The sequence below is a fragment of the uncultured Sphingomonas sp. genome, assembly GCF_913778135.1.
Lineage (GTDB): Bacteria > Pseudomonadota > Alphaproteobacteria > Sphingomonadales > Sphingomonadaceae > Sphingomonas.
This window is the reverse complement of the sequence record NZ_CAJYVU010000042.1, coordinates 19,983-45,659: the sequence shown is the minus strand read 5'-3', so window position 1 is coordinate 45,659 and position 25,677 is coordinate 19,983. Positions and strand designations below refer to the sequence as shown.

At 65.2% G+C, this 25,677-nt stretch carries 27 protein-coding genes and 1 tRNA gene; 17 read left to right on the top strand and 11 right to left on the bottom strand.

All coding sequences use genetic code 11. The features are described 5' to 3' along the window. Window positions 1–61: 61 nt before the first annotated feature. A complete protein-coding gene (locus QZ847_RS04355; RefSeq protein WP_294353408.1) occupies window positions 62–2,098 on the bottom strand; it encodes an NAD(+) synthase in 2,037 nt (678 codons plus the stop codon). 77 nt (window positions 2,099–2,175) lie between these two features. Between QZ847_RS04355 and QZ847_RS04350 the strand changes: the two genes are divergently transcribed. Further along, window positions 2,176–5,022 (top strand): PAS domain S-box protein, encoded by a 2,847-nt coding sequence (locus tag QZ847_RS04350; protein ID WP_294353405.1) that lies wholly within the window; start codon window positions 2,176–2,178, stop codon window positions 5,020–5,022. A gap of 21 nt (window positions 5,023–5,043) precedes the next feature. Here the strand turns inward: QZ847_RS04350 and QZ847_RS04345 are convergent, their stop codons facing one another. From QZ847_RS04345 to QZ847_RS04335, 3 genes are read right to left on the bottom strand one after another with little or no spacing between them, the layout of a single operon-like run. Beyond that, complete coding sequence (locus tag QZ847_RS04345) at window positions 5,044–6,660, bottom strand: choline dehydrogenase (RefSeq protein ID WP_294353402.1); 1,617 nt, start codon at window positions 6,658–6,660, stop codon at window positions 5,044–5,046. 58 nt (window positions 6,661–6,718) lie between these two features. Then, window positions 6,719–7,678: an NADPH:quinone oxidoreductase family protein gene (locus QZ847_RS04340; RefSeq protein ID WP_294353399.1), complete on the bottom strand. Its 960-nt coding sequence runs from the start codon at window positions 7,676–7,678 to the stop codon at window positions 6,719–6,721. Next, entirely contained in the window at window positions 7,675–8,277 is a 603-nt protein-coding gene (locus tag QZ847_RS04335; protein WP_294353396.1) for a TetR/AcrR family transcriptional regulator, read from the bottom strand. Before QZ847_RS04335 ends, QZ847_RS04340 begins: the two co-directional genes overlap by 4 nt. A gap of 83 nt (window positions 8,278–8,360) precedes the next feature. Between QZ847_RS04335 and QZ847_RS04330 the strand changes: the two genes are divergently transcribed. The 6 genes from QZ847_RS04330 to QZ847_RS04305 all read left to right on the top strand — a co-directional run bounded on the left by QZ847_RS04330 (window position 8,361) and on the right by QZ847_RS04305 (window position 14,604). Further along, entirely contained in the window at window positions 8,361–9,635 is a 1,275-nt protein-coding gene (locus QZ847_RS04330; RefSeq protein ID WP_294353393.1) for an acetyl-CoA C-acetyltransferase, read from the top strand. 146 nt (window positions 9,636–9,781) lie between these two features. Beyond that, window positions 9,782–10,738, top strand: a complete 957-nt coding sequence (locus tag QZ847_RS04325) for an RcnB family protein (RefSeq protein WP_294353391.1) — start codon at window positions 9,782–9,784, stop codon at window positions 10,736–10,738. 56 nt (window positions 10,739–10,794) lie between these two features. Continuing rightward, window positions 10,795–11,481 (top strand): 2OG-Fe(II) oxygenase, encoded by a 687-nt coding sequence (locus QZ847_RS04320; RefSeq protein ID WP_294353388.1) that lies wholly within the window; start codon window positions 10,795–10,797, stop codon window positions 11,479–11,481. A gap of 68 nt (window positions 11,482–11,549) precedes the next feature. Continuing rightward, entirely contained in the window at window positions 11,550–13,295 is a 1,746-nt protein-coding gene (recJ, locus tag QZ847_RS04315; RefSeq protein WP_294353385.1) for a single-stranded-DNA-specific exonuclease RecJ, read from the top strand. A gap of 72 nt (window positions 13,296–13,367) precedes the next feature. Further along, window positions 13,368–13,442 (top strand) — tRNA-Glu (locus QZ847_RS04310). A gap of 208 nt (window positions 13,443–13,650) precedes the next feature. Further along, window positions 13,651–14,604, top strand: a complete 954-nt coding sequence (locus QZ847_RS04305; RefSeq protein ID WP_294353382.1) for a hypothetical protein — start codon at window positions 13,651–13,653, stop codon at window positions 14,602–14,604. On the opposite strand, the gene QZ847_RS04300 is transcribed toward QZ847_RS04305, so the two are convergent. The 7 genes from QZ847_RS04300 to QZ847_RS04270 form a co-directional block, all read right to left on the bottom strand. Next, a complete protein-coding gene (locus QZ847_RS04300) occupies window positions 14,578–15,651 on the bottom strand; it encodes a tyrosine-type recombinase/integrase (protein ID WP_294353377.1) in 1,074 nt (357 codons plus the stop codon). The two genes, QZ847_RS04305 and QZ847_RS04300, sit on opposite strands and share 27 nt — an antisense overlap. Beyond that, on the bottom strand, window positions 15,648–15,893 hold the full coding sequence (locus QZ847_RS04295) for a hypothetical protein (protein WP_294353374.1): 246 nt from the start codon (window positions 15,891–15,893) through the stop codon (window positions 15,648–15,650). Before QZ847_RS04295 ends, QZ847_RS04300 begins: the two co-directional genes overlap by 4 nt. After that, window positions 15,890–16,396 (bottom strand): hypothetical protein, encoded by a 507-nt coding sequence (locus QZ847_RS04290; RefSeq protein ID WP_294353371.1) that lies wholly within the window; start codon window positions 16,394–16,396, stop codon window positions 15,890–15,892. The genes QZ847_RS04295 and QZ847_RS04290 overlap by 4 nt, the downstream gene beginning before the upstream one ends. Further along, a complete protein-coding gene (locus QZ847_RS04285) occupies window positions 16,393–17,154 on the bottom strand; it encodes a hypothetical protein (protein ID WP_294353368.1) in 762 nt (253 codons plus the stop codon). The genes QZ847_RS04290 and QZ847_RS04285 overlap by 4 nt, the downstream gene beginning before the upstream one ends. Next, window positions 17,151–17,273: a hypothetical protein gene (locus QZ847_RS04280; RefSeq protein ID WP_294353366.1), complete on the bottom strand. Its 123-nt coding sequence runs from the start codon at window positions 17,271–17,273 to the stop codon at window positions 17,151–17,153. Before QZ847_RS04280 ends, QZ847_RS04285 begins: the two co-directional genes overlap by 4 nt. Continuing rightward, window positions 17,273–17,458: a hypothetical protein gene (locus QZ847_RS04275; RefSeq protein WP_294353362.1), complete on the bottom strand. Its 186-nt coding sequence runs from the start codon at window positions 17,456–17,458 to the stop codon at window positions 17,273–17,275. The genes QZ847_RS04280 and QZ847_RS04275 overlap by 1 nt, the downstream gene beginning before the upstream one ends. A 91-nt stretch (window positions 17,459–17,549) precedes the next feature. Then, on the bottom strand, window positions 17,550–18,251 hold the full coding sequence (locus QZ847_RS04270) for a S24 family peptidase (RefSeq protein ID WP_294353360.1): 702 nt from the start codon (window positions 18,249–18,251) through the stop codon (window positions 17,550–17,552). Window positions 18,252–18,335: 84 nt separating this feature from the next. Between QZ847_RS04270 and QZ847_RS04265 the strand changes: the two genes are divergently transcribed. The 10 genes from QZ847_RS04265 (at window position 18,336) to QZ847_RS04220 (ending at window position 25,676) form a co-directional block, all read left to right on the top strand. Further along, window positions 18,336–18,620 carry a carph-isopro domain-containing protein gene (locus QZ847_RS04265; protein ID WP_294353357.1) on the top strand — a complete coding sequence of 95 codons (285 nt, stop codon included), beginning with the start codon at window positions 18,336–18,338 and terminating at the stop codon, window positions 18,618–18,620. Continuing rightward, the gene (locus QZ847_RS04260; protein ID WP_294353353.1) at window positions 18,617–19,087 is read left to right on the top strand and encodes a phage regulatory CII family protein; all 471 of its coding nucleotides are present in this window, start codon (window positions 18,617–18,619) and stop codon (window positions 19,085–19,087) included. Before QZ847_RS04265 ends, QZ847_RS04260 begins: the two co-directional genes overlap by 4 nt. Further along, complete coding sequence (locus QZ847_RS04255) at window positions 19,087–19,383, top strand: hypothetical protein (RefSeq protein WP_294353352.1); 297 nt, start codon at window positions 19,087–19,089, stop codon at window positions 19,381–19,383. The genes QZ847_RS04260 and QZ847_RS04255 overlap by 1 nt, the downstream gene beginning before the upstream one ends. Beyond that, the gene (locus tag QZ847_RS04250; protein ID WP_294353350.1) at window positions 19,332–19,907 is read left to right on the top strand and encodes a hypothetical protein; all 576 of its coding nucleotides are present in this window, start codon (window positions 19,332–19,334) and stop codon (window positions 19,905–19,907) included. The genes QZ847_RS04255 and QZ847_RS04250 overlap by 52 nt, the downstream gene beginning before the upstream one ends. Then, a complete protein-coding gene (locus QZ847_RS04245; RefSeq protein ID WP_294353348.1) occupies window positions 19,904–20,371 on the top strand; it encodes a hypothetical protein in 468 nt (155 codons plus the stop codon). Before QZ847_RS04250 ends, QZ847_RS04245 begins: the two co-directional genes overlap by 4 nt. 20 nt (window positions 20,372–20,391) lie before the next feature. Then, window positions 20,392–20,547 (top strand): hypothetical protein, encoded by a 156-nt coding sequence (locus QZ847_RS04240; protein ID WP_294353346.1) that lies wholly within the window; start codon window positions 20,392–20,394, stop codon window positions 20,545–20,547. 278 nt (window positions 20,548–20,825) lie between these two features. Then, window positions 20,826–23,861 (top strand): phage/plasmid primase, P4 family, encoded by a 3,036-nt coding sequence (locus QZ847_RS04235; RefSeq protein ID WP_294353421.1) that lies wholly within the window; start codon window positions 20,826–20,828, stop codon window positions 23,859–23,861. Between the two features lie 219 nt (window positions 23,862–24,080). Beyond that, window positions 24,081–24,578, top strand: coding sequence for a DUF6362 family protein (locus tag QZ847_RS04230; protein ID WP_294353344.1), 498 nt, complete (start codon window positions 24,081–24,083; stop codon window positions 24,576–24,578). 225 nt (window positions 24,579–24,803) lie between these two features. Beyond that, a complete protein-coding gene (locus tag QZ847_RS04225; protein WP_294353342.1) occupies window positions 24,804–25,121 on the top strand; it encodes an HNH endonuclease in 318 nt (105 codons plus the stop codon). Between the two features lie 81 nt (window positions 25,122–25,202). Next, a complete protein-coding gene (locus QZ847_RS04220) occupies window positions 25,203–25,676 on the top strand; it encodes a hypothetical protein (RefSeq protein WP_294353341.1) in 474 nt (157 codons plus the stop codon). Window position 25,677 lies beyond the last annotated feature (1 nt).

Here is a 25,677-nt window from a genome sequence, read left to right as displayed (position 1 = left end):
TGCTCTCCACCTACAACTGCCGCAACGGGCATGGGTGACGGAGGTTCAATGCAAGGAACGCTCAAGGACCGTTCGCGGCCAGTTCGTCTAGCCACACCCTGGCGGTGCCGTCGGACGGCGCGCGCCAGTCGCCGCGCGGCGACAGCGCGCCGCCCGCGGATACCTTGGGCCCGTTGGGGATCGCCGAACGCTTGAACTGGCTGATCTGGAAGAAGCGGAACAGGAAGCGTTCGAGCCAATGCTTGATCGTGGCGAGATCGTAAGCGATCTTCGCCTCCTCAGGGTATCCGATCGGCCAGCGTCCGGCGCTCGCGTCCTGCCACGCGTGCCAGGCGAGGAACGCGATCTTCGACGGCGCGAGCCCGTGGCGGATCACGTAATGCGCGAAGAAGTCGTTGAGCGCGTAGGGCCCAATTTTCGCCTCGGTGCTCTGCAACTGCTCGCCGGGGACCAACTCGGGCGAAATCTCGGTGCCCAGGATCGCCTCCAGCACGCGGTCGGTTTCCGCGTCATATTGGTCGGTGCCGATCGCCCAGCGGATCAGAAACTGGATCAGCGTCTTCGGCACGCCCGCATTGACCGCATAGTGACTCATCTGATCGCCGACGCCGTAGGTACACCAACCGAGTGCGAGTTCAGACAAGTCGCCGGTACCAACCACCAGCCCGCCGCGCTGATTGGCGATTCGGAACAGGTAGTCGGTGCGCAGGCCCGCCTGCACGTTCTCGAACGTCACGTCGTAGACCGGCTCGCCGCGGCCGAACGGATGCCCCATGTCGGCGAGCATCCGCGTCGCCGCCGAGCGGATGTCGATCTCTTCCGCGGTGCATCCCAGTGCGCGCATCAGCGCCCATGCATTCGCCTTCGTGCCCTCGCTGGTGGCGAAGCCCGGCATCGTGATGCCGAGGATGTCGGAGCGCGGACGGCCGAGCCGGTCGAGCGCCTTTGCCGCGACGATCAGCGCGTGGGTCGAATCTAGCCCGCCCGAGACGCCGATCACCAGCCGTTCGGCGCCGACTGCCTGCAATCGCTTGGCAATGCCCTCCACCTGGATGTTGAACGCCTCGAAACAATCCTCATCGAGCTTGTCCGGGGTATTAGGCACGAAGGGAAAGCGGCGGATCGCGCGGCGCAGGCCAATGTCGGCGTAATCCGGTCGGTGCGCAAAGGTGACGCGGCGTGTGCCGAATTTGGGTGACCCGAGCGCGCGTGCGGCGTCGTTGAAGGTTCCGTTGCGCAGCCGTTCCTGGATCAGGCGCTCGCAATCCACGTCGGCAACCAGCAGTTCGGACGCGCGGGCAAAGCGGCTGGATGAGGCGAGCAGTTCGCCCAGTTCGTGGACGCTGCCTTGTCCGTCCCAGGCGAGATCGGTGGTGCTCTCGCCCGTACCCGCGGCGGAATAAACGTAGGCGCAGATCGCACGCGCCGACTGCGACGCCGACAGCATCATCCGCTCGCGTGATTTGCCCACCACGACGTTGGAGGCGGACAGGTTGCAGCACACCAATGCGCCCGCCAGCGCGCCACCCGTCGAGGGCGGCGTGGGGGCCCAATAGTCCTCGCAGATTTCGGCATGGAAGACGAAGTGCGGCAGATCGTCGGCGGCGAAAATCAGGTCGGTGCCGAACGGCACGCGCTCGTCGCCGATGTGGATGTCCAACTCGGTCAGCCCCATCCCGCTCGCGAACCAGCGCTTCTCGTAATATTCGCGGTAGTTGGGGAGAAACGTCTTAGGCACCACGCCCAGCAGGCGTCCGCGCGCGATCGCGACCGCGCAATTGTACAGCCGCCCGTCCCGCACCAGCGCCGCACCGACCAGCAGAACGGGGCGCAACTCGGCACTTGCCGCGCGTACCGCCTCGATCGCGGCCAGCGTTGCCGACTGCATCGCCGAATGCAGGTGCAGGTCGTCGATCGCGTAGGAGGTGAGGTTCAGTTCGGGGAAGACGACGATGTCGACCGCCTGCTCGTGCGCTTCTTGGGCAAGCGCGATCGCCGCCTGTGCGTTGGCGGCAGCATCGCCGACGCTCGCGAGCGGGGTCGCGGCGGCGACGCGCAGCATGCGGTGATGGTGGATCGACCGGAAACGTTCGCTCATAGTGCAAGGCGTTGGCCTCCCCAGCGGCAAATGGCAACTTGCGCGCGTCGTGCCCCCCGTTAAATCCTGGCATTACGATGAACGAGCTTCGCCCTCCGCATGCCCTGTTCGCCGGCTCCGAGATGGGTGAGCGCATCCGCACGCACGATTGGACCCGGTCACCGGTCGGGCCGATCCAGGGATGGCCGATCGAGCTGGTGAATGCGGTGGCCCTGCTGCTGCCGGCCGCGATGGAGATCGTGCTGTTCTGGGGCGAGGAGTACGTCGCCTTCTACAACGATGCCTATGCGCCGACGATCGGCGACAAGCATCCCGCTTCGCTGGGGCGTCCCGCGCGTGAGGCGTGGCGCGAGTTGTGGGATGATCTAGAGCCATTGCTCGATCATGTGCGCACGACCGGGCAGACCTATTCCGCCAAGGACCGGCCATTCTACATCGAACGGCACGGCTTCCGCGAGGAGGTGTTCTTCGACATCTCCTACTCCGCCATTCCGCTGGCAAACGGCAGTGTCGGCGGCGTTTTGTGCATCGTGTCGGAGACGACAGAGCGCGTGCGCGCCGCGCGTACGGTGGCGGAGGATCACGCGCGGCTGGCCGAAATGTTCGACGCCGCGCCGAGCTTCATGGCCGTGCTACGCGAACCGGGCCACCGCTTCGAACTTGCCAACGCATCGTATCGGCGGCTGGTCGGCGGCCGCGAGGTCGTCGGGCGGACGCTGGCGGAGGCGGTGCCCGAGGCGGTCGAGCAGGGCTTCGTCGAACTGCTCGATACCGTGGTCGCGACGGGGACGCCCTTTTTCGGGCAGAACCGTACGCTGCGGCTCGAAACAGCGCGCGGGCAGTCCGAGCAGGAGCGGCTGCTCGACTTCGTCTACCAACCGATCAAGGATGCCGCGGGCGCCGTTACCGGAGTCTTCATCGAAGGGGTCGACGTGACCGAGCGGCACCGGGCCGAGGAAGCTTTGCTCGCCAGCAGCGAGTCGCTCGAACTCGCGACCGAGGCGGCGGAGATCGGGACCTGGGATGTCGACATGACGACCGGCCTGCTCAATTGCTCGTCGCGCACCAAGACGATCTTCGGTCTGCCGCTCGATCGCCTAGTGACGATCGACGAGTTCTTCGCGCGCGTTCACGCCGACGACCGTGACATGGTGCGTGCTGCGCTGCAGGCGACGACCGACCCCGATCGACGCGCGGCTTATGATGTCGAGTACCGGATCGTTCGCGCCGACAGCGGCGAGGTGCGCTGGTTGACCGCGAAGGGACGCGGGTTCTTTGACAAGAGCGGGCATTGCACCCGTGCGCTCGGCAGCCTGATCGACGTCACCCGCCGTAAGGTCGACGGCGAGCAGTTGAAGGAAAGCGAGCGGCGTTTTCGCGCGCTGTCGGACAGCCTGCCCGCGCTAGTGTGGATGTCGGACGAGCACGGTCGGCTCGTGTTCGTCAATCGCGGGTTCGAAACGATGCTCGGTGTCGCACCAGAACGCATGCTGCGCGATGGCTGGGCCGCCGTCCTGACCGAGGCCGACGCACGCGCACTCGATGCCGCGCGCCCGCTTTTCCTTGAGCAGCGAAGGTCGCTCGGCCGCGACTATCCGGTCCGCACCGCCGCGGGTGAGACACGCTGGATCCATGTCGAAGTCCGCCCACATCTCGTCGGGGACGCGTTTCTGGGGCACGTCGGCTGCGCGATCGACGTGACCGACGCGCATCTGGCGGGCGAGGCGTTGGAGGCGCGGATCGCCGACCGAACCGCGGAATTGCGCGAGCAGATCGGTGAGCGCGAGCGCGTCGAGGAGACGCTGCACCAGCTACAGCGGCTGGAGGCAGTGGGGCAATTGACCTCGGGCGTGGCGCACGACTTCAACAATCTGCTGACGGTAGTACTCGGCAACGTCGACGTGATTGCGCGTACCGTCCGGACCGCCGGCCTTGACGAGCGCACGCTGCAGCGGCTGGATCACGTCCGCACCGCCGCGCAGCGCGGCGCGACGCTGACTGCGCAGTTGCTTGCCTTCTCGCGTCGTCAGCACCTTGAGACGAAGACGGTCGATCTAAACACCACTGTTTTGGGCATGAGCGCGCTGATGCAGAGCACGCTGGGCCGCGCGATCGCGATCGAGACGACACCGGCGGAGGGATTGTGGCCTGCGCTGGTCGATCCAACCCAGATCGAGCTCATCATCCTCAACCTCGCCATCAACGCGCGCGACGCGATGCCGGACGGCGGCACGCTGACGGTCGCGACCGCCAACGTGTCGCGCGGCGCGCCAGAGCGGCCGGAGGAACCTCCGGCGGGGGACTACGTCGCGGTGTCGGTGACCGACACCGGCACTGGCATGAGCGAGGAGGTGCTGGCGCGCGCGTTCGAACCGTTCTTTACCACCAAGGAAGTCGGCAAGGGATCGGGCCTGGGTCTCGCGCAGGTTTTCGGCTTTGCCAAGCAGTCGGGCGGCGGCGTGCGGATCGACACGGCGGTCGAGTGCGGAACGACCGTCAGCGTGTTCCTGCCGCGGGGTACAGCGATCACGGCCGCACCGAAGCTGACGGCAACCGGGCCGCTCGACGTGGCAGGGCGCACCATCCTGGTTTTGGATGACGAGGATGCGGTGCGCGGCGTCACGGCCGACACCCTGCGCGACGCCGGCTGCCGCGTGATCGAGGCGGCGGACGGGCAGGGCGCGCTCGACGCGATGGAAGAGATCGGGCGCGTCGACGCGGTGGTCGCTGATTTCGCTATGCCGCGGATGAACGGCGCGCAGTTCCGCACGCTGGCACAGCAACGCTGGCCGGGGCTGCCTGTCCTGTTCGTCACCGGTTACGCCGATGCGGACGCGATCCGCGACGTGCCGGACGAGCGCGTGATCCGCAAACCATTCACGCGCGACGACCTGATCGCACGACTGTACGCCATCTGCGCTTAGGCAGAGCCGCACAACCGTACGTCAGGCAGCTGCTGCCAACGCTCTCCCCTGGATCATGTCGGCGGCTTTTTCCGCGATCATGATCGTCGGTGCATTGGTGTTCGATCCGACGAGCGTCGGCATGACCGAGGCATCGACGACGCGCAGCCGATCGATCCCGCGCACGCGCAAGGTGCCATCGACCACGGCGCCCGCGTCACTGTTCGCGCCCATCCTGCACGTGCCGACCGGGTGGTAGATCGTCTCCGCGGTGGCACGGACCCAGGCGTCGATCTCCTCGTCGCTGCGCACTAGCGGACCCGGATAGATTTCGTCCACGCGGTAGGGGTCGAGCGCGTGCTGGCTTGCCACGTCGCGCCCGATCTTTACGCATTCGCGCAGCACGCGGCGATCCGCTGGCGCGGCGAGATAGTTGGCGAAGATGAGCGGGTCGGCGGTCGGATCGGCCGAGCCGAGCGCGATGCGCCCGCGGCTCTCGGGGCGCAGCTGGCACAGGTGGAGCGAGAAGCCGTCCTCCTTCACCTGCGTGCGTCCGTGGTCGCGCATGATCGCCAGTACACCATGGATCTGCACGTCTGGCCGCTCAAGCCCTTCGCGTGAGCGCAGGAACGCGCCCGATTCGAGGAACTGCTGCCGTCCCAGTCCTTGCCTGCGCAGTGCGTAGTTCACGCCGGTCTTCAGCATCGACAGCCCGCGCGTCGCCGAGTAGCCGGTGACAATCCCGCGCGTCGTCCAATTCATGATGACGTCGAGGTGATCCTGCATGTTCTGACCGACGCCCGGCAGGTCGTGGACCGGCATCACGCCCGCGTCGCGTAGGTCGGCGGCGTTGCCGATGCCGGACAGTTGCAGGATGTGCGGCGACTGCACGGCACCCGCGGCGAGTAGCAGTTCGCCCATTACATCGACCCGCGCGCGTTCACGCCCCCGCAGATACTCGACCGCCACGGCACGTCCGCGCTCGACCACGATCCGAGACGTGCGCGCGTCGGTGATGACCGTCAGGTTCGGGCGTGACAATGCGGGGCGCAGATAGGCGGCAGCGGCGGACCAGCGCTGCCCGTTGCTGATCGTCAGGTCGTAGCGGCCGAAGCCTTCCTGCTCGGCGCCGTTGAAATCGTCGGTGACCGGGTAACCCGCCTGGCGTCCCGCCTCGACCAGCGCGTCGTGGAAAGGGCTGTCGCTCTCGCCGGCCGACACGTGCAGCGGGCCTGCGTGGCCGTGCAGGCCGCCGCTCTCGCCGCGGTGGTGCCCCTCGAGCCGACGGAAGTAGGGGAGCACATCGTCCCATCCCCAGCCGGTCAGCCCCATCTGCCGCCAGTCGTCATAATCGCGCGGGTGTCCGCGCGTGTAGATCATGCCGTTGATCGACGACGATCCGCCCAGCCCGCGTCCACGCGGCCACCACAAGCGGCGGTTGTTCAGGTACGGCTCAGGCTCGGTCCAGAAGCCCCAATTGTGCTTGCCCTTTGCCTTGATGAGGTTGCCGACGCCGGCGGGCATACGCACCAGCATATCCTTGTTGGCGCCCCCGGCCTCGATCAAACAGACGCTCGCCGCCGGGTCCTCGCTCAGGCGGGCGGCAAGCGTGCAGCCGGCCGAGCCGCCGCCGACGATGACGTAATCGTATCCGGGCATCGCTTCTTCTCCTCATGCGCGTCTCGCTCATCCGGCGGAATCGCGTGTGCATCCAACGTCAGGGAACCAGCACCATCTTCCCCACGATGCGACTGTCGCGCATCGCCTCGAACGCCTCACGCCAGTCGGCCAGCGGCAGCGTGCGGTCGACTCTGGGCGTGATCCGTCCCGTCTCAGCCAGCTGCCAGATCGAATCCAGGTTCTCGCGTCCGCGCGCCGGAAAGCGCCGGCCGTACTCGCCCGCGCGGACGCCGATGACCGAAAATCCCTTGATCAGCGGCATGTTGGTGGAAACGTCCGCGATCCGCCCGGAGGTGAAGCCGACCACCAACAGCCGTCCGCCAAACGCAATACAGCGCACCGATTCGTCGAACACGTCGCCGCCGACCGGATCGACGATCACGTCCGCGCCGCCGCCGGTGATCTCCTTCACCCGCTCGCGAAAGCCCGGCACCGGCAGCGTGATCGTTCCCGGCTGCTCGCGCGCCAATACCCCAAGCTTTGCCGGGTCGCGCCCGGTGGCGATCACACAGGCACCCAGCGCGCGGGCGAGGTCGACCGTGGCCCAGCCGACGCCGCCGGTCGCACCGTGCACCAGCACCCACTCGCCGGCCTCCACTCGCGCGAGCCGGACCAGCGCGACATAGGCGGTCAGGTACGCCGCACCGACGCAGGCGGCCTGCTCAAACGACAGGTGCGCGGGCTTGCGCCTGACCGCGCCCGCGTCGACCGCGACCAGCTCGGCGAACCCGCCCAGCCGCGTGCCCGCGACCACCGTGTCGCCGGGCGCGAAGCCGTCGCCGGCGACGACCTCGCCCGCGACTTCCATACCGGGTACGAACGGCAGCTCGGGCCTGAGCTGGTAGTCGCCGCGCGTCATCAGCAGGTCGGGGTAGTTGAGTGCGGCGGCGCGGACGCGGATCAGGACCTGTCCCGCGCGCGGCTCGGGCGCGGGCATGTCGGCGATCTCGACTCCCGACAGATCGGGCGTCACCGCAGAGACGCGTAGTGCCTTCACGGCATCGGCGCCCGTGCGATCATGATGTCGAGCAGGTCGTCGAACAATGTTGCGATGTTCAGGTGCGGCGCGTGAACCTTGCTCAGCCCCAGCGTGATCAGGCCGTAGGCGCGGATTTCCGCCTCCGCGCGCGTGAACCCGGCGGCGGTCAGGCAACGCGACAAGAAGTCGAGCATCAGCGTATCGTGCCGCTCCACCGCTGCGCGCGCGCGCGGATCGCTCTCGGCCCAGGCGCGCATCGCAATCGCCAATCGCGACGATCCCCGCCGACGCACCGTCTGACCGAGCAGGCGGATGCGCGCGATGGGATCGGGCGTTGCGCGTTCCAGCGCGCCGATCAGGTCGCTGACCTGATCCTCCGCGAAATACCGGGCGAGCTTGCCCTGGTAATCGTCGAAATCGCGAAAGTGATGGTAGAAGCTGCCCGTCGATACGCGCAGCTCTTCGGCGAGCGGGCGGAGTTTGAGCGCGCGCAGCCCCCCGCGCCGAAGCAGCGACTGACCCGCCTCCAGCCAGGCCGCGGGCGTCAGATCGGCTGAGCGAGCAGGGGCCACCTCTTTCACCGCATTGCCCGTCACCGTGTCCGCGTCGCTTGACATGCCTGCTACCATAACGAAGGTTATGCGAGATTGACGAAGCGGTAAAGCGTCGCGTGCGCTTGCCCGGCGAGAGAGGAACGACGATGGCCGAGGCTTACATTATCGACGCGGTGCGCACCCCGCGCGGCATCGGCAAGCAGGGCCGCGATGGCAAAATGGGCGGAGCGCTCGCGCACCTCCATCCGCAGCATCTCGCCGCCACGGTGCTGAAGGCGATCGCGGAGCGCAACGCAATCGACACCGCGGAGGTGGACGACATCATCTGGTCGACCTCGACGCAGCGCGGGCACCAGGGCGGCGACCTTGGCCGAATGGCGGCGCTCGATGCCGGATATGACGTGAAAGCGTCGGGCACGACGCTTGATCGCTTCTGCGGCGGCGGCATCACCGCGGTGAACTTCGCCGCCGCGCAGATCATGAGCGGGATGGAGGACCTCGTCATCGCGGGCGGTACCGAGATGATGAGCCTGACCGCGGCGATGATGCAGGAGGACATGGCGGCGGCCAAGCCGATGCTGGGCATGGGATCGGGCAACGAGCGTCTGAACCTCAGCCACCCGCAGTCGCATCAGGGCGTGTGCGGCGACGCGATCGCGAGCATGGAGGGGATCGACCGCGAGGCACTCGACGCGCTGGGACTCGAATCGCAACGGCGCGCCAAGGTCGCGATCGACGAAGGACGTTTTGATCGCTCGGTCGTGCCGGTCACCGACGACGACGGCAATGTCGTACTCGACCACGACGAATATCCGCGTCCGCAGACGACGGCGGAGGGGCTGGCGGCGCTCAAACCCTCGTTCGCCGCGATGGCGGACATGCCGTACAACAAGGAAGGCGACACGTTCCGCAAGCAGATCAACCGTTGCTACCCCGACCTCGACATCCGGCATTTCCACCACGCCGGTAACTCCTCGGGCGTAGTTGACGGCGCGGCGGCGGTGCTGCTGGCCTCGAAGGATTATGCCGAAAAGCACGGGCTGAAACCACGCGCGCGGATCGTCGCGATGGCGAACGTCGGCGACGATCCGACGCTGATGCTTAACGCGCCGGTGCCCGCGGCGAAGAAGGTGTTGGCGAAGGCGGGGCTGACGAAGGACGACATCGACCTGTGGGAGATCAACGAGGCGTTCGCGGTTGTGGCGGAGAAGTTCATCCGCGATCTCGAGCTCGATCGTGACAAGGTCAACGTCAACGGTGGCTCGATCGCGCTCGGCCACCCGATCGGCGCGACGGGCGCGATCCTGATCGGCACGATCGTCGACGAGCTGGAACGGCAGGAGAAGCGCTACGGCCTCGTCACGATGTGCGCGGCGGGCGGCATGGCGCCGGCGATCATCGTCGAGCGCGTGAGCAGCTGACCACGCAGCTTTCAATTGGCTGACGCATCAGTTCAGCAACGGTTCGACACGCCGAGCCCATTACTGCACCGTCGCTGACCGGATCCGCCGGGCAGCATCCGTGGCGGGGCCGGCCGGTCGGCTGGCGTGTGGGAGTGCGTAGCAAGATGATCAGGTCGTTGGTTGCCGGGCTGCTCGCCGCGGCAGCGGGGATCGTGCCCGGTGCGGCGAGTGCGCAGGACGGGTCGGTGCGTGACATGATGCGTGCGCGCATGCAGGCGCGGATTGAGGCGCAGGGTCGTGCCGAACGGACGGCGGGACCGGAGCGCGGCGGTGATCGCGGCGGCTGGCAGCGACCCGACCGGCCCGAGGGAGCCGCGGGCGGCGAGTGGCGTCGCGACGATCGCGGTCCCCGCGCCGACGGCGGACCCCGCCCTGACCGCGGCGGCGAACGCGCGGTGGTGCCGGCCCCAACGCGCGACTGGAACCGCGACGCGCGCGATGGAGCGCAGCGACCCGACCGCGGGCAGGGCTGGACGCGCGGCGACCGCGGCGATGCCCCAGGCCGTCCGCGGCTGGAAGATCGACGTTTCGAGGATCAACGCGGTGATGGGCGCGGGCCTGACGCGCGTAGGCCGAACGGTGACTGGCGCGGTCGCGATGCCGCCCGGCAAGGGTGGGGCGATCGAGGCACGACCGGACGAGACTGGCGAGCAGGAACCGATTGGCGCGGGCGGAGCGACTGGAACGATCGGCGCGGCATTGCCGGGCGAGAGGGGCATGCGTCCGGCTGGGGCGCGGCGTCGTCGCGCGGCTGGGATCGCGGCTGGCGCCAGCAGCGTCGCTACGATTGGTCAGGCTACCGCAGCACCAACCGCGGCGCCTATCGCCTGCCGCGCTACTACGCGCCCTACGGGTGGAACCGCGGTTACCAGCGTTTCGGCATCGGTGCACGGCTCTCGCCCGTGCTGTTCGCGCAGAGCTACTGGATCGACGATCCGTTTACCTACCGCCTGCCCGAACCATACGGGCCTTACCGTTGGGTGCGCTATTACAACGACGCGGTGCTGGTGGACGTCTACACCGGCGAGGTCGTCGACACGATCTACGACATCTTCTGGTAAGGCGTGCCGCTGGGTGAGGCTTGCCTCGCCCGCCGCGGCTTGCGAGGGATGACGGCATGGCCACGACGAGCATACCCCCCGGTCACCCCTCTGCCGCCCGCGCAAAGATCGGCGCGCAGGTTGCCGCGCGGCTCGATGCCGATCCGCGCATGACGCGGCTGCCGAGTGAGACGATCCAGGCCTACCGCTGCCTCGATTTCCTCGATGAGGCGACGTGCGATCACCTCGTCGCGCTGATCGAGCGGCAGCGACGACCTTCGACGCTATTGTCTGATACGGGCAAGAGCGCGAACCGCACCAGCGACAGCTGCGACATGGACCGCAGCGCACCCGATATTCGCGCGATCGACGAAGTGATCGCCGGCGCGCTCGGGCTCGATCCCGCGCATGGCGAGACGATGCAGGGGCAGCGCTACGCGCCGGGTCAGCATTTCCGTACCCATCACGATTACTTCCACGAAGGCGAGAGCTACTGGCCGCGGATGCAGGCGAGCGGCGGGCAGCGCACCTGGACCGCGATGATCTACCTGAACGAGGTGGAGGAGGGCGGCGCGACCTGGTTCCCGCAGGGCGGCGTCCGCGCGGTGCCCCGACGCGGCATGCTGCTCGCCTGGAACAACATGGAAGCGGACGGCCGCCCCAATACGCGCACGCTGCACGAAGGCATGCCGGTGGTGGAGGGCGTCAAGTACATCGTCACCAAATGGTTTCGCGAGCACCCTTGGGTCATGCGGCAGGCTTGAGCGCCCGGCGTCAGGCCGGCCGCGGCGTAGCACGTGACCGGACCCACGATTTCCGCTAACTATCGGTGATGCGGAACGTTCTGGACATCGATCGCTCGATCCTCGGGCAGGCATGGCGTTGGCGCGCGCTCGCCGACGACCAGCGTTCAGGGTTCAAACCCGACGATCTCGTCACGCAGATCCTGCTATCGCGCGGCGCCACGCGGGAGGCGCTGGACGATCATCGCACGCCCTCGATCCGCAGCTTCATGCCCGATCCGTCGATCTTCCGCGACATGGACAAGGGCGCCGCGCGCCTTGCTGACGCGGTCGCGGCGGGAGAGAAGATCGCGATCTTCGGCGATTACGACGTCGACGGCGCGACCTCCTCGGCGCTGCTCGTGCTGCTGTTGCGCGCGCTCGGGCGTGACGCGCGTGTCTACATCCCCGATCGCCTGACCGAGGGTTACGGCCCCAATGCAGCGGCGATGCGGCTGCTGGCGGAGGAGGGGGCGACGCTGATTGTCACGGTGGACTGCGGCGCGCAGGCGTTCGAGGCGCTGGCCGACGTGCCGGTCGACGTGCTGGTCGTTGACCATCATAAATGCGCGAGCGAATTGCCGCGTGCGCACGCGGTGGTGAACCCCAACCGGCTCGATGAAGCAGAAGGCGCCGCGCACGGCCATCTCGCCGCCGTCGGCGTGTGTTTCCTGCTCGCCGCCGCGACGGTGCGCGTGCTGCGGACCCGCGGTTATTTCACGAATGGGGCCGAGCCTAGATTGCTCGACCTGCTCGATCTCGTCGCTTTGGGTACCGTTGCCGATGTTGCGCAACTGCGCGGATTGAATCGCGCGTTCGTGGCACAAGGGTTGAAGGTCATGGCGGCGCGGCGCAATCCCGGCATCGCCGCGCTGATCGAGGCATCGCGGCTGACGCGCGCGCCGACTGCGACTGACCTCGGCTTCGCACTCGGGCCGCGGATCAATGCGGGCGGGCGCGTCGGGCTCGCCGACCTGGGTGTTCGGCTGCTCACAACGCAGGATGCGGGCGAGGCGAGCGCGATCGCGGCCGAGCTTGACCGCTTCAATGAGGAGCGCCGCACAATCGAAGCAATCGTGCAGGAAGGTGCGGAGGCGAACATCGTCGCCGACCGCGGAGTCGTGGTGGTCGCTGGGCAGGGCTGGCACCCCGGCGTTATCGGCATCGTCGCGGGACGATTGAAGGAAAAGCTCGGCCGCCCCGCGATTGTCATCGCGCTGGACGAGCATGGGCTGGGGAAGGGATCGGGCCGATCGATCACCGGCGTCGACCTGGGCGCGGCAATCCTGGCGGCGAAGGAACACGGGCTGCTGGTCGCGGGCGGCGGGCATGCAATGGCGGCAGGGCTGACCGTCGTGGCCGACCGGATCGATGCACTTGCCGCGTTTCTCGACGAACGGCTGTCGGAGGCGGTCGCGCAGGCGACCGCGAACCGCGCGCTGCTCGTCGACACGGTGCTGGCGCCCGGCGGGGTCACGCCCGACCTAGTGCAGGCGCTGGAGGCGGGCGGGCCCTACGGCACCGGCTGGCCTAGCCCGCGCGTTGCGGTCGGTCCGGTCCGCACGATCAAGGTCGATGTCGTCGGCAACGGCCACGTCCGCGCGATCGTCGCGGGCGATGATGGGCGCAGCATCAAGGCGATGGCGTTCCGCGCCGCCGACACGCCGCTGGGTCAAGCGCTGCTCGCGGCCGGTTCGACGCGGCGGCTGTGGCTGGCCGGGCGCGCCAAGCTCGACGACTGGGGCAGTCGCCCCGCGGCCGAACTGCACCTCGACGATGCGGCGTGGGCGAACTGATCCCGACAATGATGCGCGTACAAGAGGCTTGACCAACCGCCGCTTTTGCCGCAATGCGCCGCCTCGCCTCACGGCCCCTTCGTCTAGCGGTTAGGACGCGGCCCTTTCACGGCTGAAGCACGGGTTCGATTCCCGTAGGGGTCACCAACGTTGAATTCGTTGGTCTTTTTCCTTGGCGACTGTTCTGTTTACCCCTTCGGCGTCGTAGCTTTTACCCCCGGAAGCGCGGCCTTATGTAAGTTTCCGCCCCTAGTGTCTGAGCCGCGTATAAACTAGCTTCGCTAACTCTCGACGCTTCAGGTGCCACGTGTCCGATAAAGTAACGTCACAGCATGACCAGCACGAGCAAGGCGATATGAGCGATGATCTGCCTGTCTGCGGGATCGTCATGCCGATTTCCGCGTGTGGAGATCAGTACCCGCTTGATCATTGGCGACGCGTAAGAAAGATTATCGAACGAGCCATAAATATTGCTAATATGCGGCCTCAGTTGGTTTGGGAGAAGGCTGAGACTGACATCATCCAAGCAAAAATCCTGCAAAACATATACGAAAACGACGTAGTCGTTTGTGACGTAAGCGCACTTAACCCAAACGTGATGCTAGAAGCTGGGCTTCGACTATCAACTAAGAAACCGACTGTGATCATCACGGATGAGGTGGTCAAACCACCGTTTGATATAAGTACGATCGCCTATATTCCCTATCAACATAACCTAGAGTTTAACGCGACGGATGAATTTGTCGGTAAGCTTGTGGCGCGTTTGAGTGAGGTGCATAAGGCTTTCTTGAAAAAGACCTATAAGTCGTTTGTGGAAAACTATAGGTTTGAGACGGTCACGCCTGTTACGGTTGCTGTCACGTCGGAGCAATTTGTCTTAGACCGTTTGGAGAGTGTAAGCCTTTCGATCGAGAGGTTGACGCGCGAGGTTTCTTCGCTCTCCTCTCAATCAAATTCGCGGCCTCCGTTCAAAAACGTAAGCGGCAACTATTTCACTTTACAGCCTAATAAGTTCCACTCGGCGGTGGAAGTTGACGCAATGGTATCAGCAGATAGGCACTCAAGGTTTATTTCGCTGAATGCTCGCCTGTCAGAAAGTCTTGCCGATCGATTTAAGAAAGATGTCAGAAAGACAGATATAGCTACGGTTGCTGTAATAGAGAAAGAAGACGATGATAGGTATCGTTTTTTGGTCCGCATTAGAGAAAATGAAACAGAAGAAAGTATATCTAGTACACGGCATTTTCTCACGTCAGTACTAAACTCTTACGAACAGCAGTATTTACGATCGATGAGCAGCGAAGGTTGAATTAAGCACATTGCCGACTGTGGCGCGCTCAAATGCATTGCGGGCTATTGTCAACGCCTTGGCTCGCTTTCCATAATGCCGTACCATCTCGGGCGACATTCCAAGTATCTCGCCTACTTCGCTATCGTTAAGGCCATTCTCCAACAGGTAGCAGCACGCGTTCTTGCGCAGGCCGTGGAAGGTGAAGGTCGCGCCTTCAGAGATCATCTCGCGCGCGATGAGATCGGCATGGACCGACTGCACCGCATCCTTCGCCATTAACGCGCGTAGCCGCTCCTGAATGGCGCCGGTGCTCTGAAACGGTGCGCCGGTGCGCTCGTAGAGCAGCGTTACCGACTTGCGCGGCAGCTTGGCGAGTTCCTCCACCCAGAACGGGTGCATCGGCACAGCCACGTCCTTGGTCACGCCACCACGCCGCTTCTTTTGCTGGGTGAACTCCATGATGCCGTTCGTCACCCAGCCGTACTGCATGCGAATACAGTCGCCGATGCGCTGACCGGAGCACAGGCCGGTGACGATCGCGAGGCGCGTCATGGGCGTGGCTTCCTCCAGACACACGCGGAGCATGTCGGCCGGCCACGGATCGTGCTCGCCAATCTTCAGGATCGGCACGCCCTCGGCCGGGTTGTCATCGCGCAGGCCGATCTTCACCGCGTGGCGCATCAACGAGCCAAATACGCTCAACCAATTGTTCGCCTTGCCTGGTGTGTCGGACAGGCGGTCGCGTAGCTTGAACACGTGGACGGGGCGGACTCCGGTGACGGTACGGTGGCCGTCCTCGGTCGCGATCAGGTCGAGGTAGCGGATCTGATTGGTGCGGGTGCGCTCGCTCTTCGCCTTCCACTCCGGGCTCTTCCGGTAGTCGACGGTGAGCCATTCCAGCGTGCCGTGCTTCGGCCCCGCCTTCACGACGTCGGGAGCGGACAACCGCGCGTACTCGAAAGAGAAGTCGGAATGATCGACGGCGGGAAGACGAATGTAGGTGTCCTTGCCGGCAATCTTGCGACGAAAATAGAGCAGCTCGCCGATCTGTTTGACGTTCTTCAATCCAAGTCGTCCCACGAATCGTCTCCGCCTGCCGCGGCGGGAGATTGGGGTAGGTTGAATTGGCGGGCAACCAGCCGGTCGAGCTGAAGGCGTGACCATAACGTGTTCGCGCCTTCTTTCACGCCATGCGGCGCGAAGCGGGTCAGGAACGATCCCTTAGATATGCCCATGTAGAGCGCGGCCACGTCGGCCGTCATGCGTGCCGGCCAGTCCGGCATAATGCGAAGAGCCTCGGGCTTCATGCAGCCTTCGCCCGCTGCTCGATCAACCCGAACGCGCGCAGGATCGGCTCGTCCTCGGGCGACGGCGTCCAACGCACGACCGGGTTGCGGCGATCGATCAAGCCGAACAGCACGATGCGCGGGCAGTCGCCGTCGCTACCCTGCCACCACGCGAGCGCCTCGTAGAGATCGGCGTCATGCGCACGCAGCCGGTCGTCGGGCGCTTGCGCGGCGTGACCGCGCGCCCAGGTGGCGAGGGTGATCAGCTGCGCCAGCATGTCAGGCTCGGTCGCGCCGAAGTGCCCTTCCGCGTCCTGCTCGACCGGCAGCGGCGACAAGGCCGGGTCGATCGCCCAGCGCCACTGCGCGACGATCGCGCGCGACACGGCGAGGCTCGCGTCTGCCGCGGCCTGCGTCATGCGGCCGTCCGCCACGCGCTCAGGATAGCTGCGCTCACGATCTCGTAGGAGCGTGAGCGTGACCCATGCGAGATAGGCGCGATCGAAAGCGCGGGGCGAGTTCACGACGCGGTGCTCGCCACCCGCTCATCAATGTCCTGTTCGGCCAGATGACACAGGAAGTCGCACGAGGCGATGTCAGCTGGGCGGGGCGGGAAGTCAGCGGGTAGTTGGTCGAGGCATACGCGCCGGCCGTGTAGCTCCAGCTTGTTCCGTCCGAACCTTCGGTCCTGATCCACACGACGCGCCCATACTTCAGGAAAGTGCAGACGAACGGCTGCCCAGTAGCCGGGGCTGCTACTCTTCGAGCACCCAAGGCAATTGCCGTTGGGAAAGCCAAGGTCGTATACGCGCGGCCGGCGAATGCCCGACCGCTCAAGCAAAGCATGGCAAGCCAGCTTAGTTATGCCCCGAGCGATCAGCGGTGCGTCCTGCCGAAGCTCAGGGTAGTTCTCCTGCATAAGGCGGAACCGCCGAGCATCGCGACGATCAGCGGTGTAACCCCACAAATGCGTGTCGTCATGACGCTGAAAAATGAGCCGGGGCGCGACCTTCATCTCGCCAGTGCAGGGCGCTCCGTGCTGTCCGCCGAGGTACTTTCGCTTTTCAAAGACCTCGTCGACATTGGCGAACTCGTCCGAACGAATGCGGACGATCTCCTTGCCGAACCAGCCCTCCAAATCATCGATGAACCTATGGCTATCTTCATCGACGCTGGTACCGAGGTCGACATGCACGGGGATGATGTCGGGATCGCTGGATAGAGCCAGCTTGGCCATGACCGCGCTGTTGGCGCCATCAACCCACGCGAGGACCCGGCTCATGCGGCATCCTGCTGTTCGGCGAAGCGATTTACAGCCACGTCGACGCGCGCGAGCGCGCGCTCGATCCCGGTCGACGCGCCGCCACCACCGGCGAAGGTGTCGATGATCAGGCGGCGCATCAACGCCCACCGATCGCGAGGACGACAATGACCGATCCTACGATCCACACTCCTGCCAACACGAACAGCATGTTGAGGAAGAAGTCCGCGACGGGTGTGTGATCATCGGGGTGCTCGATCGGTGCGAGCGGTTGAAAGCAGATCGGCTCAGGACCGCGGCGTGGCGGGGGCGATACGAACGACATGGCGACCTCCAGCCGGCATGTGCCGGTTGAGGCGCTATGTACGACTTAACCGTACAACGTCAACGGGTTTCCCGCACACTGTACGGGTTTGTCAGATGCGACGGACGATCGCGACCACCCTTCCAATCAAGAAGGCTTCACCGTCGGCTGCATGAATCGGGCTGACGGCAGGATTGTCACTGTTGATCTGCAATGAGCCGTCCGGGAGTGCGCGCACGCGCTTGATCATGCCGAAGCCGCCGTAGGAGACCGCCCAGACGCGGTCCTGGCTTCGTATCGTCTTCTGCGATCGGTCGATGATCACGATGTCGCCGTCGAGCAGTGTCGGCTGCATTGAATCGCCGTCACCGCGTGCAACGTAAAGCTTGCTGGCCGGCGCGTCTGTTAAAGACGCCAGCCATTGGCGCGAGAACGGTATCTGTCGGACGACCGGATAGTCTTCGATGTCTGATCCGCCGCCCATTGAGTAGCCGACTTCCACCTCGTCCAGCATCACGGCGTCTAGCTGCTGCGCGATCTGGTCCGCTTCGGTCACCGGGAAGTTGCGCTCGTCTATACCGGCGAGCGCAAGAACCTCCCGTCGATCGACGCCGTTGCCCCCAAAGAGCTTGGTCAGCTGATGTGTGAGGGGCACGGGGAGGAATGGCTTTTTGAACTGAGCGGCGTCTTCGTAGAAGGCATAGGAAGACGCCGGCATGCCCAGCGCCTCGGCCGTCGCTCGGACAGAAAGCCGGGGCGTCGTGCTCTCGCGGAGGCGCTTCAAACGGGTCGCGATTGGCAGTTCGTCGGACATGCCACCTAATCGCGGAAAACTCGCACGCTGTATGTGCGGAAAACCCGTTGACGACTGTACGGCTTTACCGCACATAGCAAAGCCATGACGACGCTGTTCGACAAGTTCGGGGGGGTGAGGCCGATGGCCAACCATCTCGACGATGCACCCTCAACGATTCAAAGCTGGAAGACGGCAGGCCGTGTGCCGTCGACGCACCAGCCGCGCGTCTTGGCGAAGGCGGAGGAGCTCGGCCTCGATGTTTCCGCCGAAGACATCATCTTCCCACTTGGACGTGGTGACGTTGATCATGTCGTGGAAGATGGCGTCGGTAGCTGCGTCTCGTCATCCGGAAACCTCGGCAGTCTTTCCGATCAGGTGCCGGCATGACGCCGGAGCAACTGAAGCTGAAGCAGGCAACCAAGGAGATGATCCTTGGCAACGGTGGCGTCGAGGCCGCGGCCGAATCCTGCCGCGTCGGTAAGTCGACGATCGCCGACTATTACCACTTTCAAAAGGCCGACTGCTTCGCTCCACTCGACGTGATCGTCGAATTGGAAACGCTGTCACGTGCCCGTGACGGGTGGCCGCACGTCACGACCGAACTGTGCCGTCAGATGGGGGGCATGTTCGTCGCGCGTCCGCAGGTCGCCGTCAGCGGTGCGAGCCTGCTTCAGCTGATGGCGGCGAGCACGCAAGAGTTCGCCGACGTAGCGACCGCCATCTGCACCGCCCTTCAGGACGGCAAGTTCTGCGCGAAGGACGCGAGCAAGGTTCGCGGCGAGATCGCGCAGGCAATGGAGAAGCTTGCCAGCCTCGATGCGCTGGCGGCGACAATCGAGAAGGAGGGGCATTGATGCACAAGATGCATTTGACCGCGCGCGTGCCGAACGAAGGCGCCCGCAAGTTGGCATGGTGGATCGGGCGCGAATGCGCCGGCAGCGTCGCCGTAGCGGCGCTCAAGCTGCGCGAAAGCGCCGCAATGCTCGATCGGCTTCTATCGGGCGAGATCACCCCCGGCGAGCCGCTGGCGCGCAACATCGGCGAGCGTACCGGTCGACGGATCGCGCGGCTGGATTGGCAGCGCCGGGCGCAGGGCAAGTGGTCGGACATGCCGCACGAGCCGGGTACGCTCGGCAGGGCGGTGGCGTGATGGCATCTGCTGCAATCAACCCCGCGTACACGCGGACGGTCGCGGACTTCGAGCAGTGGCTCGACAACGCGGAAGCTGGTGACCGGTTCGTCATCGCCGAAGGGTTCTCCACGCCGCGGGCTGAACCCTTGTGGACCCTCGCTCGCAATCTTTGCGACGACGGTGTCATCAGGGTGCACCATAAGAGGGGCGATCAATCAGGATGGTGGCTCTACATCGCGGTCCGGTCGGCTCTGGTGCCTGCTGGGCAAGAGTCCGCACGTGTCATTCGGGTCGAGGATGAAAGCGATCCCGCCGACAAGGTGCTTCGACAATTGCGCCGTGCGGCCAACTTCGGTCGCCCGTGCCCGAGCAACGCGGAACTCGCGAAGGCGTGCGGCCTGCGCGATGCGGGGCAAGCAAGCTACCAGATGCGCCGCTTGGTTCAGGCAAACGCTATCCGCGTTGTCGGTCAGGGTGTCGGGCAAGCTCGGGTCGTCGTGATTACCGGGTCCGGTCGCCGCACCGCGCAGGCGATCGGGTGAGGGCGCGTCAAGCGGCAGTCGCCGCCACGTCGGACCTGTCATTCGCGCGCGAGTGCGACTGGTATGGATGGACGGCAGCAAGTTTCGGTGTGGCTGGTGGCAACGAAGCCCAGGCCTACAGCCTGCCGGTGTGTGGCTGGACGAAGGGCGCACTCGGGTTGGATTATCGGCCGTTCCATTGGGAGCGATACGAAACGCTGCCGGACGAAGCTGCGCCGTTCGCCTGGGCGGTCACGCACTTGCCGAGTGGCTGGGGCGTGGTGGCTCTTGCAGTCGTTGCCAGCAAAGCCCGAACGATGGCGGACGAAATCGCTGCGCTAACCGATTGGCACGCTGTCGAATACGGGCAGCACCATGCCATCGCACTGCGTTTCCGCGCATGGATGGCCAACTATCCCGGCGTGTGCTTCGCCACGTCCGACACGATCGGACCTTGTACGACGGCCGAACGGGAAGTCGCGTGATGCGCGCAGGTCGAGCGATCTTGAGCGCCTTCGCCAGCTACCGCGACAACATCGAGATCGCTCGCGATCCCGATGAAACCGGTCGCGTGCGGGAAGCGGCATGGTCTCGCGCCGCTAAAGCTCGTGCTCGGCTGGAGCGTCACGCAATCAACCTTGATCAAGGCGCGCGGACCTGATGCGCAGCTCGCGCGCCCGCTCCTGCGAGACGCACGGGTGTGGCCGCGTGCGACAGGTCGGGCAGGAGGTCTGTTCGACCTGCTGGCAGCGTCTCACTCGTGCGATGCGATCGGCCTTGATGGTAGCACAGCGCAGCGGCCGTTTTCGCGATCGGGCCGAACTCGGCCGGCAAGCGCGGGCATGGCTCGAACAATCACCGGACGATCAGCGGCAGCGGCGCTGATCACCTTCGCTTCATTGGGGGTACGTACAGGTGTCGACCAATCTGCCGTCTGTAATGGGTCAGGCGGCGATCCAATTTGCGCGTCGCGGATGGCCGGTGTTCCCGTGCCGCGAACGCGACGAAACGCTCGTGATAGGGGGTGCCGGCGGCAAGACGCGCACGTTCCGCGCGAAAGCGCCTTATGGTGGACAGGGATTGAAGGATGCGGTCACGCAAGAGGACCGTATTCTGTCGTGGTGGCGCCAGAACCCCGACGCGATGATCGGCGTGCCGATGGGCGTCAACGGGTGCTTCGCGCTCGACTTTGATCCGCGCACCGAAGAGGACGTTGACGAATCGACAGGCGAAGTCACCACGCGCAGCTGGACGCTGGAACAGCTGAAGGCCGATCTCGAAGCGCAAATGGGTGTGCCGCTGCCGGCGTCGCTGACCTCGCGAACGCCGTCAGGCGGTGTCCACGTCTGGTTTAGACAACCCGAGGGCGAGCCGATCCGCAATCGCGGTAACCTGCCCGAGCACGTCGACGTGCGCGGCCTGGGCGGTTACGTCATCGCGCCTCCTTCCAAGGTCATCACCGACGATCGGGTGAGCGGCGAGTATCGCTGGATCGAGCGACGCGGCGATTGGCGCGACGACGCGGCCATTGCCGACGCGCCCGCCGAGCTGATCGAAATCCTCAGATCGCGCAAACAGGCGAAGCTTGCGCCACGGTCGGCCGAGCCGAGCCGTTCGTCGCCGGCAGTGCGCGAGGGTGCGGTCGACGAGGCGGTGCGCAAGTATGCCCTCGTGGCGCTCGATGGCGAGTGTCAGACGATCCGCACGGCGCCGTCCGGGCAACGAAACGGTCAGTTGAACGAAGCGGCATTCAAGGTCGCGACGTTGGTCGCAGCCGGAGCACTCGACGAAGCGATCGCTCGTGCAAGCGTCGAAGCGGCCGCGCGGCACAATCCCGGCAACGACGACGATGCGCAGCTGCTCGCAACGATCACGAGCGGCTGGACAGCCGGTCTCAGCAGCCCTCGCGATCTCGGAGAGATCGCGGCCGCTGCCCGTTCCCGCGCGGAACGTAGCGCGCGCCAGCCGCCCCGCCCGGCGCCTGCGACGGCAGAACCGGAGCGATCCTTCCGGCTTGGAAGGGTGGACGGCCTGCAAGTGTTGGGGGAAGCGGGCGAGGCGCAGGCGCGAAAAGTCGCGGCCGCGTGGTTGATGCGCAGGTTGGAGCATGTCGACCGCACGAAATCGGCGCTGACACGCCTCGCGTTTAGCGTCGGTCGTCGCATCTCGGTTGGGATGCTCGACGAAGGGACGGCCAAAGAGGCGCTTTGGGCCGTCTACGAAAGCGTGGCGGATGTCAGTCACGCCGACATCGATCGCGCGCTCGACGACGGTGCTGCACGCGGGTTCGATGTCGACAGCATCGCGACGACGCTGCGCTGCATTGGGCATCCCATGACGGACTTTGGGATCGCTGAGCGGTTTCGCGATCGGTTCGGCGCCAACTTCCGGTTCACGACGGCGAAGGGTTGGCTCGGCTGGGATAATCGCCGCTGGAAGGTGCTCGATCAGGACGAAAAGACACCTCCTGCCGAAGTGATCGCGGCCGTGTTCGAGACGGTGCGCGCTATTCAGGACGAGGCTCGCTTCGTTGCCGACACCGGCGTCAAATGGGACTTGGTGCGGGAGAACAACGGAAAGGATCAGCGCCTCGATCTCGATGACGAGGGTAATCCGCACGGGCTGGATCGGTGGATACCGAAGGGTAAGACGTTCGAGCTTCTGTCGAGTAAGATCAGCGCGTGGGGCCGCATGTCCGAGACGACCGGGAAGCCCGCGGCCGTGGCGGTGCTCGCCCGGCGCTGGTTGACGGTCCCGATCGAGCGGTTTGATCACGATCGCTATGCCATCAACGTCATGAACGGCACGCTGCGATTGCAGGTCGAGCAGGATCACGACGGCCGCAAAAGGGCGATCGTCGATCTGACGGATCACAACCGCGATGACATGCAGACGAAGCTGTCGCCTGTCACCTACGACCCGGAGGCCACGGCACCGCGCTACGACACGATGATCGAGTGGGCGCAGCCTGATGCGTCGATGCGGCGCTATCTGCACCAGGTGGGCGGCTATTCGCTAACCGGCGATGCCGGCGAGCAGAAGCTGTGGTTCTGGTACGGGCGCGGCCGCAACGGCAAGGGTGTGACGATCGAAAGCTGGCACCACGTCGCGGGCGATTACAGCGGCTCGATACCGATCGGATCATTCCTCGATCAGGGCATCAAGAAACGAGGCGATCAGGCCTCGCCCGATCTCGCCAAGCTGGGCGGCGTTCGTATGCTGCGATCGTCGGAGCCGGGCCGCAACGAACGTCTCGATAGCGGGCTGATCAAGCTGGTGACGGGTGGCGAACCGCTGCCAGTGCGGATGCTGCACCGCGGGTTCTTCGACCTCGAACCGCAGTTCAAGCTGATCATATCGGGCAACTCCAAGTTCGACATTCCCGACACCGATGACGGCATCTGGGGGCGCCTCAAGCTGGTGTCGTGGCTTCGCAACATCGAGAAACCCGAGCCCGGCGTCGCCAACTGGCCGGAAAAAGACCCGCACTTGGTCAACAAGATCAAGGCGGAGGAAGGCTCGGGCGTTCTCAATCGGCTGGTCGCCGGGTTGATCGACTATCTCGAAAACGGGCTGGTGGAGCCCAAGAGCGTCACCGAAGCGACAAGCGCTTACCGGGACGCCAGCGATCCTCTCGCGCGCTTCCTGCGGCTCTGCGTGGTCGAGGATGCCGAAAGCAGGGTTCAATCGTCCAAGCTGCACGAGGTGTTCGTTGCGTGGTGCAAGGCTGCTGGCGAACGGGACTGGTCGAACAAGGGCTTCTCGAACGCGCTGGCCGAGAAAGGCTATCAGAAGAAGCAATCGGACGGGATGCAGTGGCTCGGTATTCGGCTAGTGCGCGAGGTGCACGACTTCGTCGACAGCGATGGCAAGCCGCGCAGTCTCGGCGACGAGTTCGACACCACTGCGCATGATGGAGCCGACCCGCCGCATCGTCCGCCCGAACGCGAGTGGCGAGACGACATGCCGCTATGACGGCTGACAATCGTGATCCTTCCGGTTCGGAAGGGTGGCGGAAGGATCACCGGAAGGAAAAAGGCGAGGATTTCTGCGCCTTCGGAAGGGTCGGAAGGTTTCTGCGCACAATTCTCATACATCATGCGCGCATGCGCAGGCACACATGAGGCAAAATATACAACAATGCTTCCAATCCTTCCGAACCTTCCATGAGTAAGAATAAAGGTGGATAAACCAATGAGTTATGAAACCACGATCTATGGAAGGATTGCCGAGGAAGGTTCCGCGGCTGGAAGGATCACCACGTTCGTCGAAACTGAAGCCCGACTGATCGAGATGTGGGGGTTCCTGCGACGCACACCTGACCGTGAAGCGGGCTGGATGCGCGCGAAGGTGATGTGGCCGGAGATCATGCGGCACAATGCCTTCGGCGATTACGGCGACATGGAGATGGACGCGCCGCGCCGCCTGCCGGGTCTGCGCGCGGTGGAGGTCGACCGGATGGACGAAGCGCTTAGCTGGATGGCCTGGGTGAACCCGCGCGATCGGAAGCTGGTCGGCGTCGTGTTGTCTCAACTCGACCGCGATCAAGCACGGCCGTCGTGGGTGTCGGCCGCGCGCGTGCTCGGATGGGGTGGACACCCGGATACGCTCGCGAAGCGGTACGGGGCTGCGCTGTCAACGATCACGTCGAAACTCGCGAAGGGGCTGAAACCCGCAGAAATCCACCGCTAGACACCGTCAAGCCCTAGAATGTCAGCGCAGGTCAGATTTTGTTTTCGGTCTCTAGCGGGGAGCGCGCCTATTCACCGCTATGTTCGGCGTGGCGTGTAGGCGCGGCGGACACCCTCTCCCGATGATCCTCACGAAGGGCGCTCTGGCTTCGGCTCGGGCGCCCTTCGTGCGTTGTGGTGTCCTGACATGGCTCGCTTGAAAACGCCTCGGCCTCGGCTGACGCCGATGGCATCGCGCATCGGCCGGCCAGCGGGTGATCGGCAGGCATACGACCGCGAGCGTGCGCAGAGCGAAGCCCGGCGCTGGTACAAGACGGCCGAGTGGCAGCGGTTGCGCGAAGCGACGCTGCTGCGCGATCACTTCACCTGTCGCATGTGCGGCAAGGGTCCGCAGGTCGAGACATCGCAGCTGGTGGCGGATCACCGCACACCGCACCGCGGCGACCGCGCGCTGTTCTTTAACGCAGGCAACCTTTGGACGCTGTGCGCCTCGCCTTGCCACAACAAGGTGAAGCAGGCGGAGGAACGCCGCGCCGACGCGTAACTCTGCGCAGGTAGGGGGGGGTCGAAAGCCGGGCAGGGCGCCGCCTCCCGGACCGCTAACGTCCCCACAGGGAGATTTTTTTTGGCCGCGGACGATTTTTCGGGCGTCGATCTGTTCGGTGACCCGATCCAGCCGCGCAAGGAAGGTCGCGGGCGACCGGAACATGTCTGGTCTCTCGAAAACTCGAACAAGGTGCTTCTGGGCTTTGCGCGCGGCCTGACGGTCAAGCAGGCGGCAACGGTGATCGGGTTGTCGGTGCCGACGCTTCGCAAGCATTATTCTTCCGAGGTCGCGCAACGCGATGCGGCCGCGCTTCGGTTCGAGATGGTGCAGCTTGCCCGCCTCAACGACGGCGCGAAGGCGGGCAGCGTCGCGGCCGAGAAGGAACTCGGGCGTCGCCTGGAGAAGGCGAAGCTCGATCAGTTGTCCGATCAGGTGTCGGGCGGCGCGCGTGCGCCGGCTCCGAAGGGCAAGAAGGAAACGTTGCAGCAGGCCGCTGACGAACTGACCGGCCTGTACGAGACCCCGCCGTCACCCGGCGCGGCGGTGCATTGAT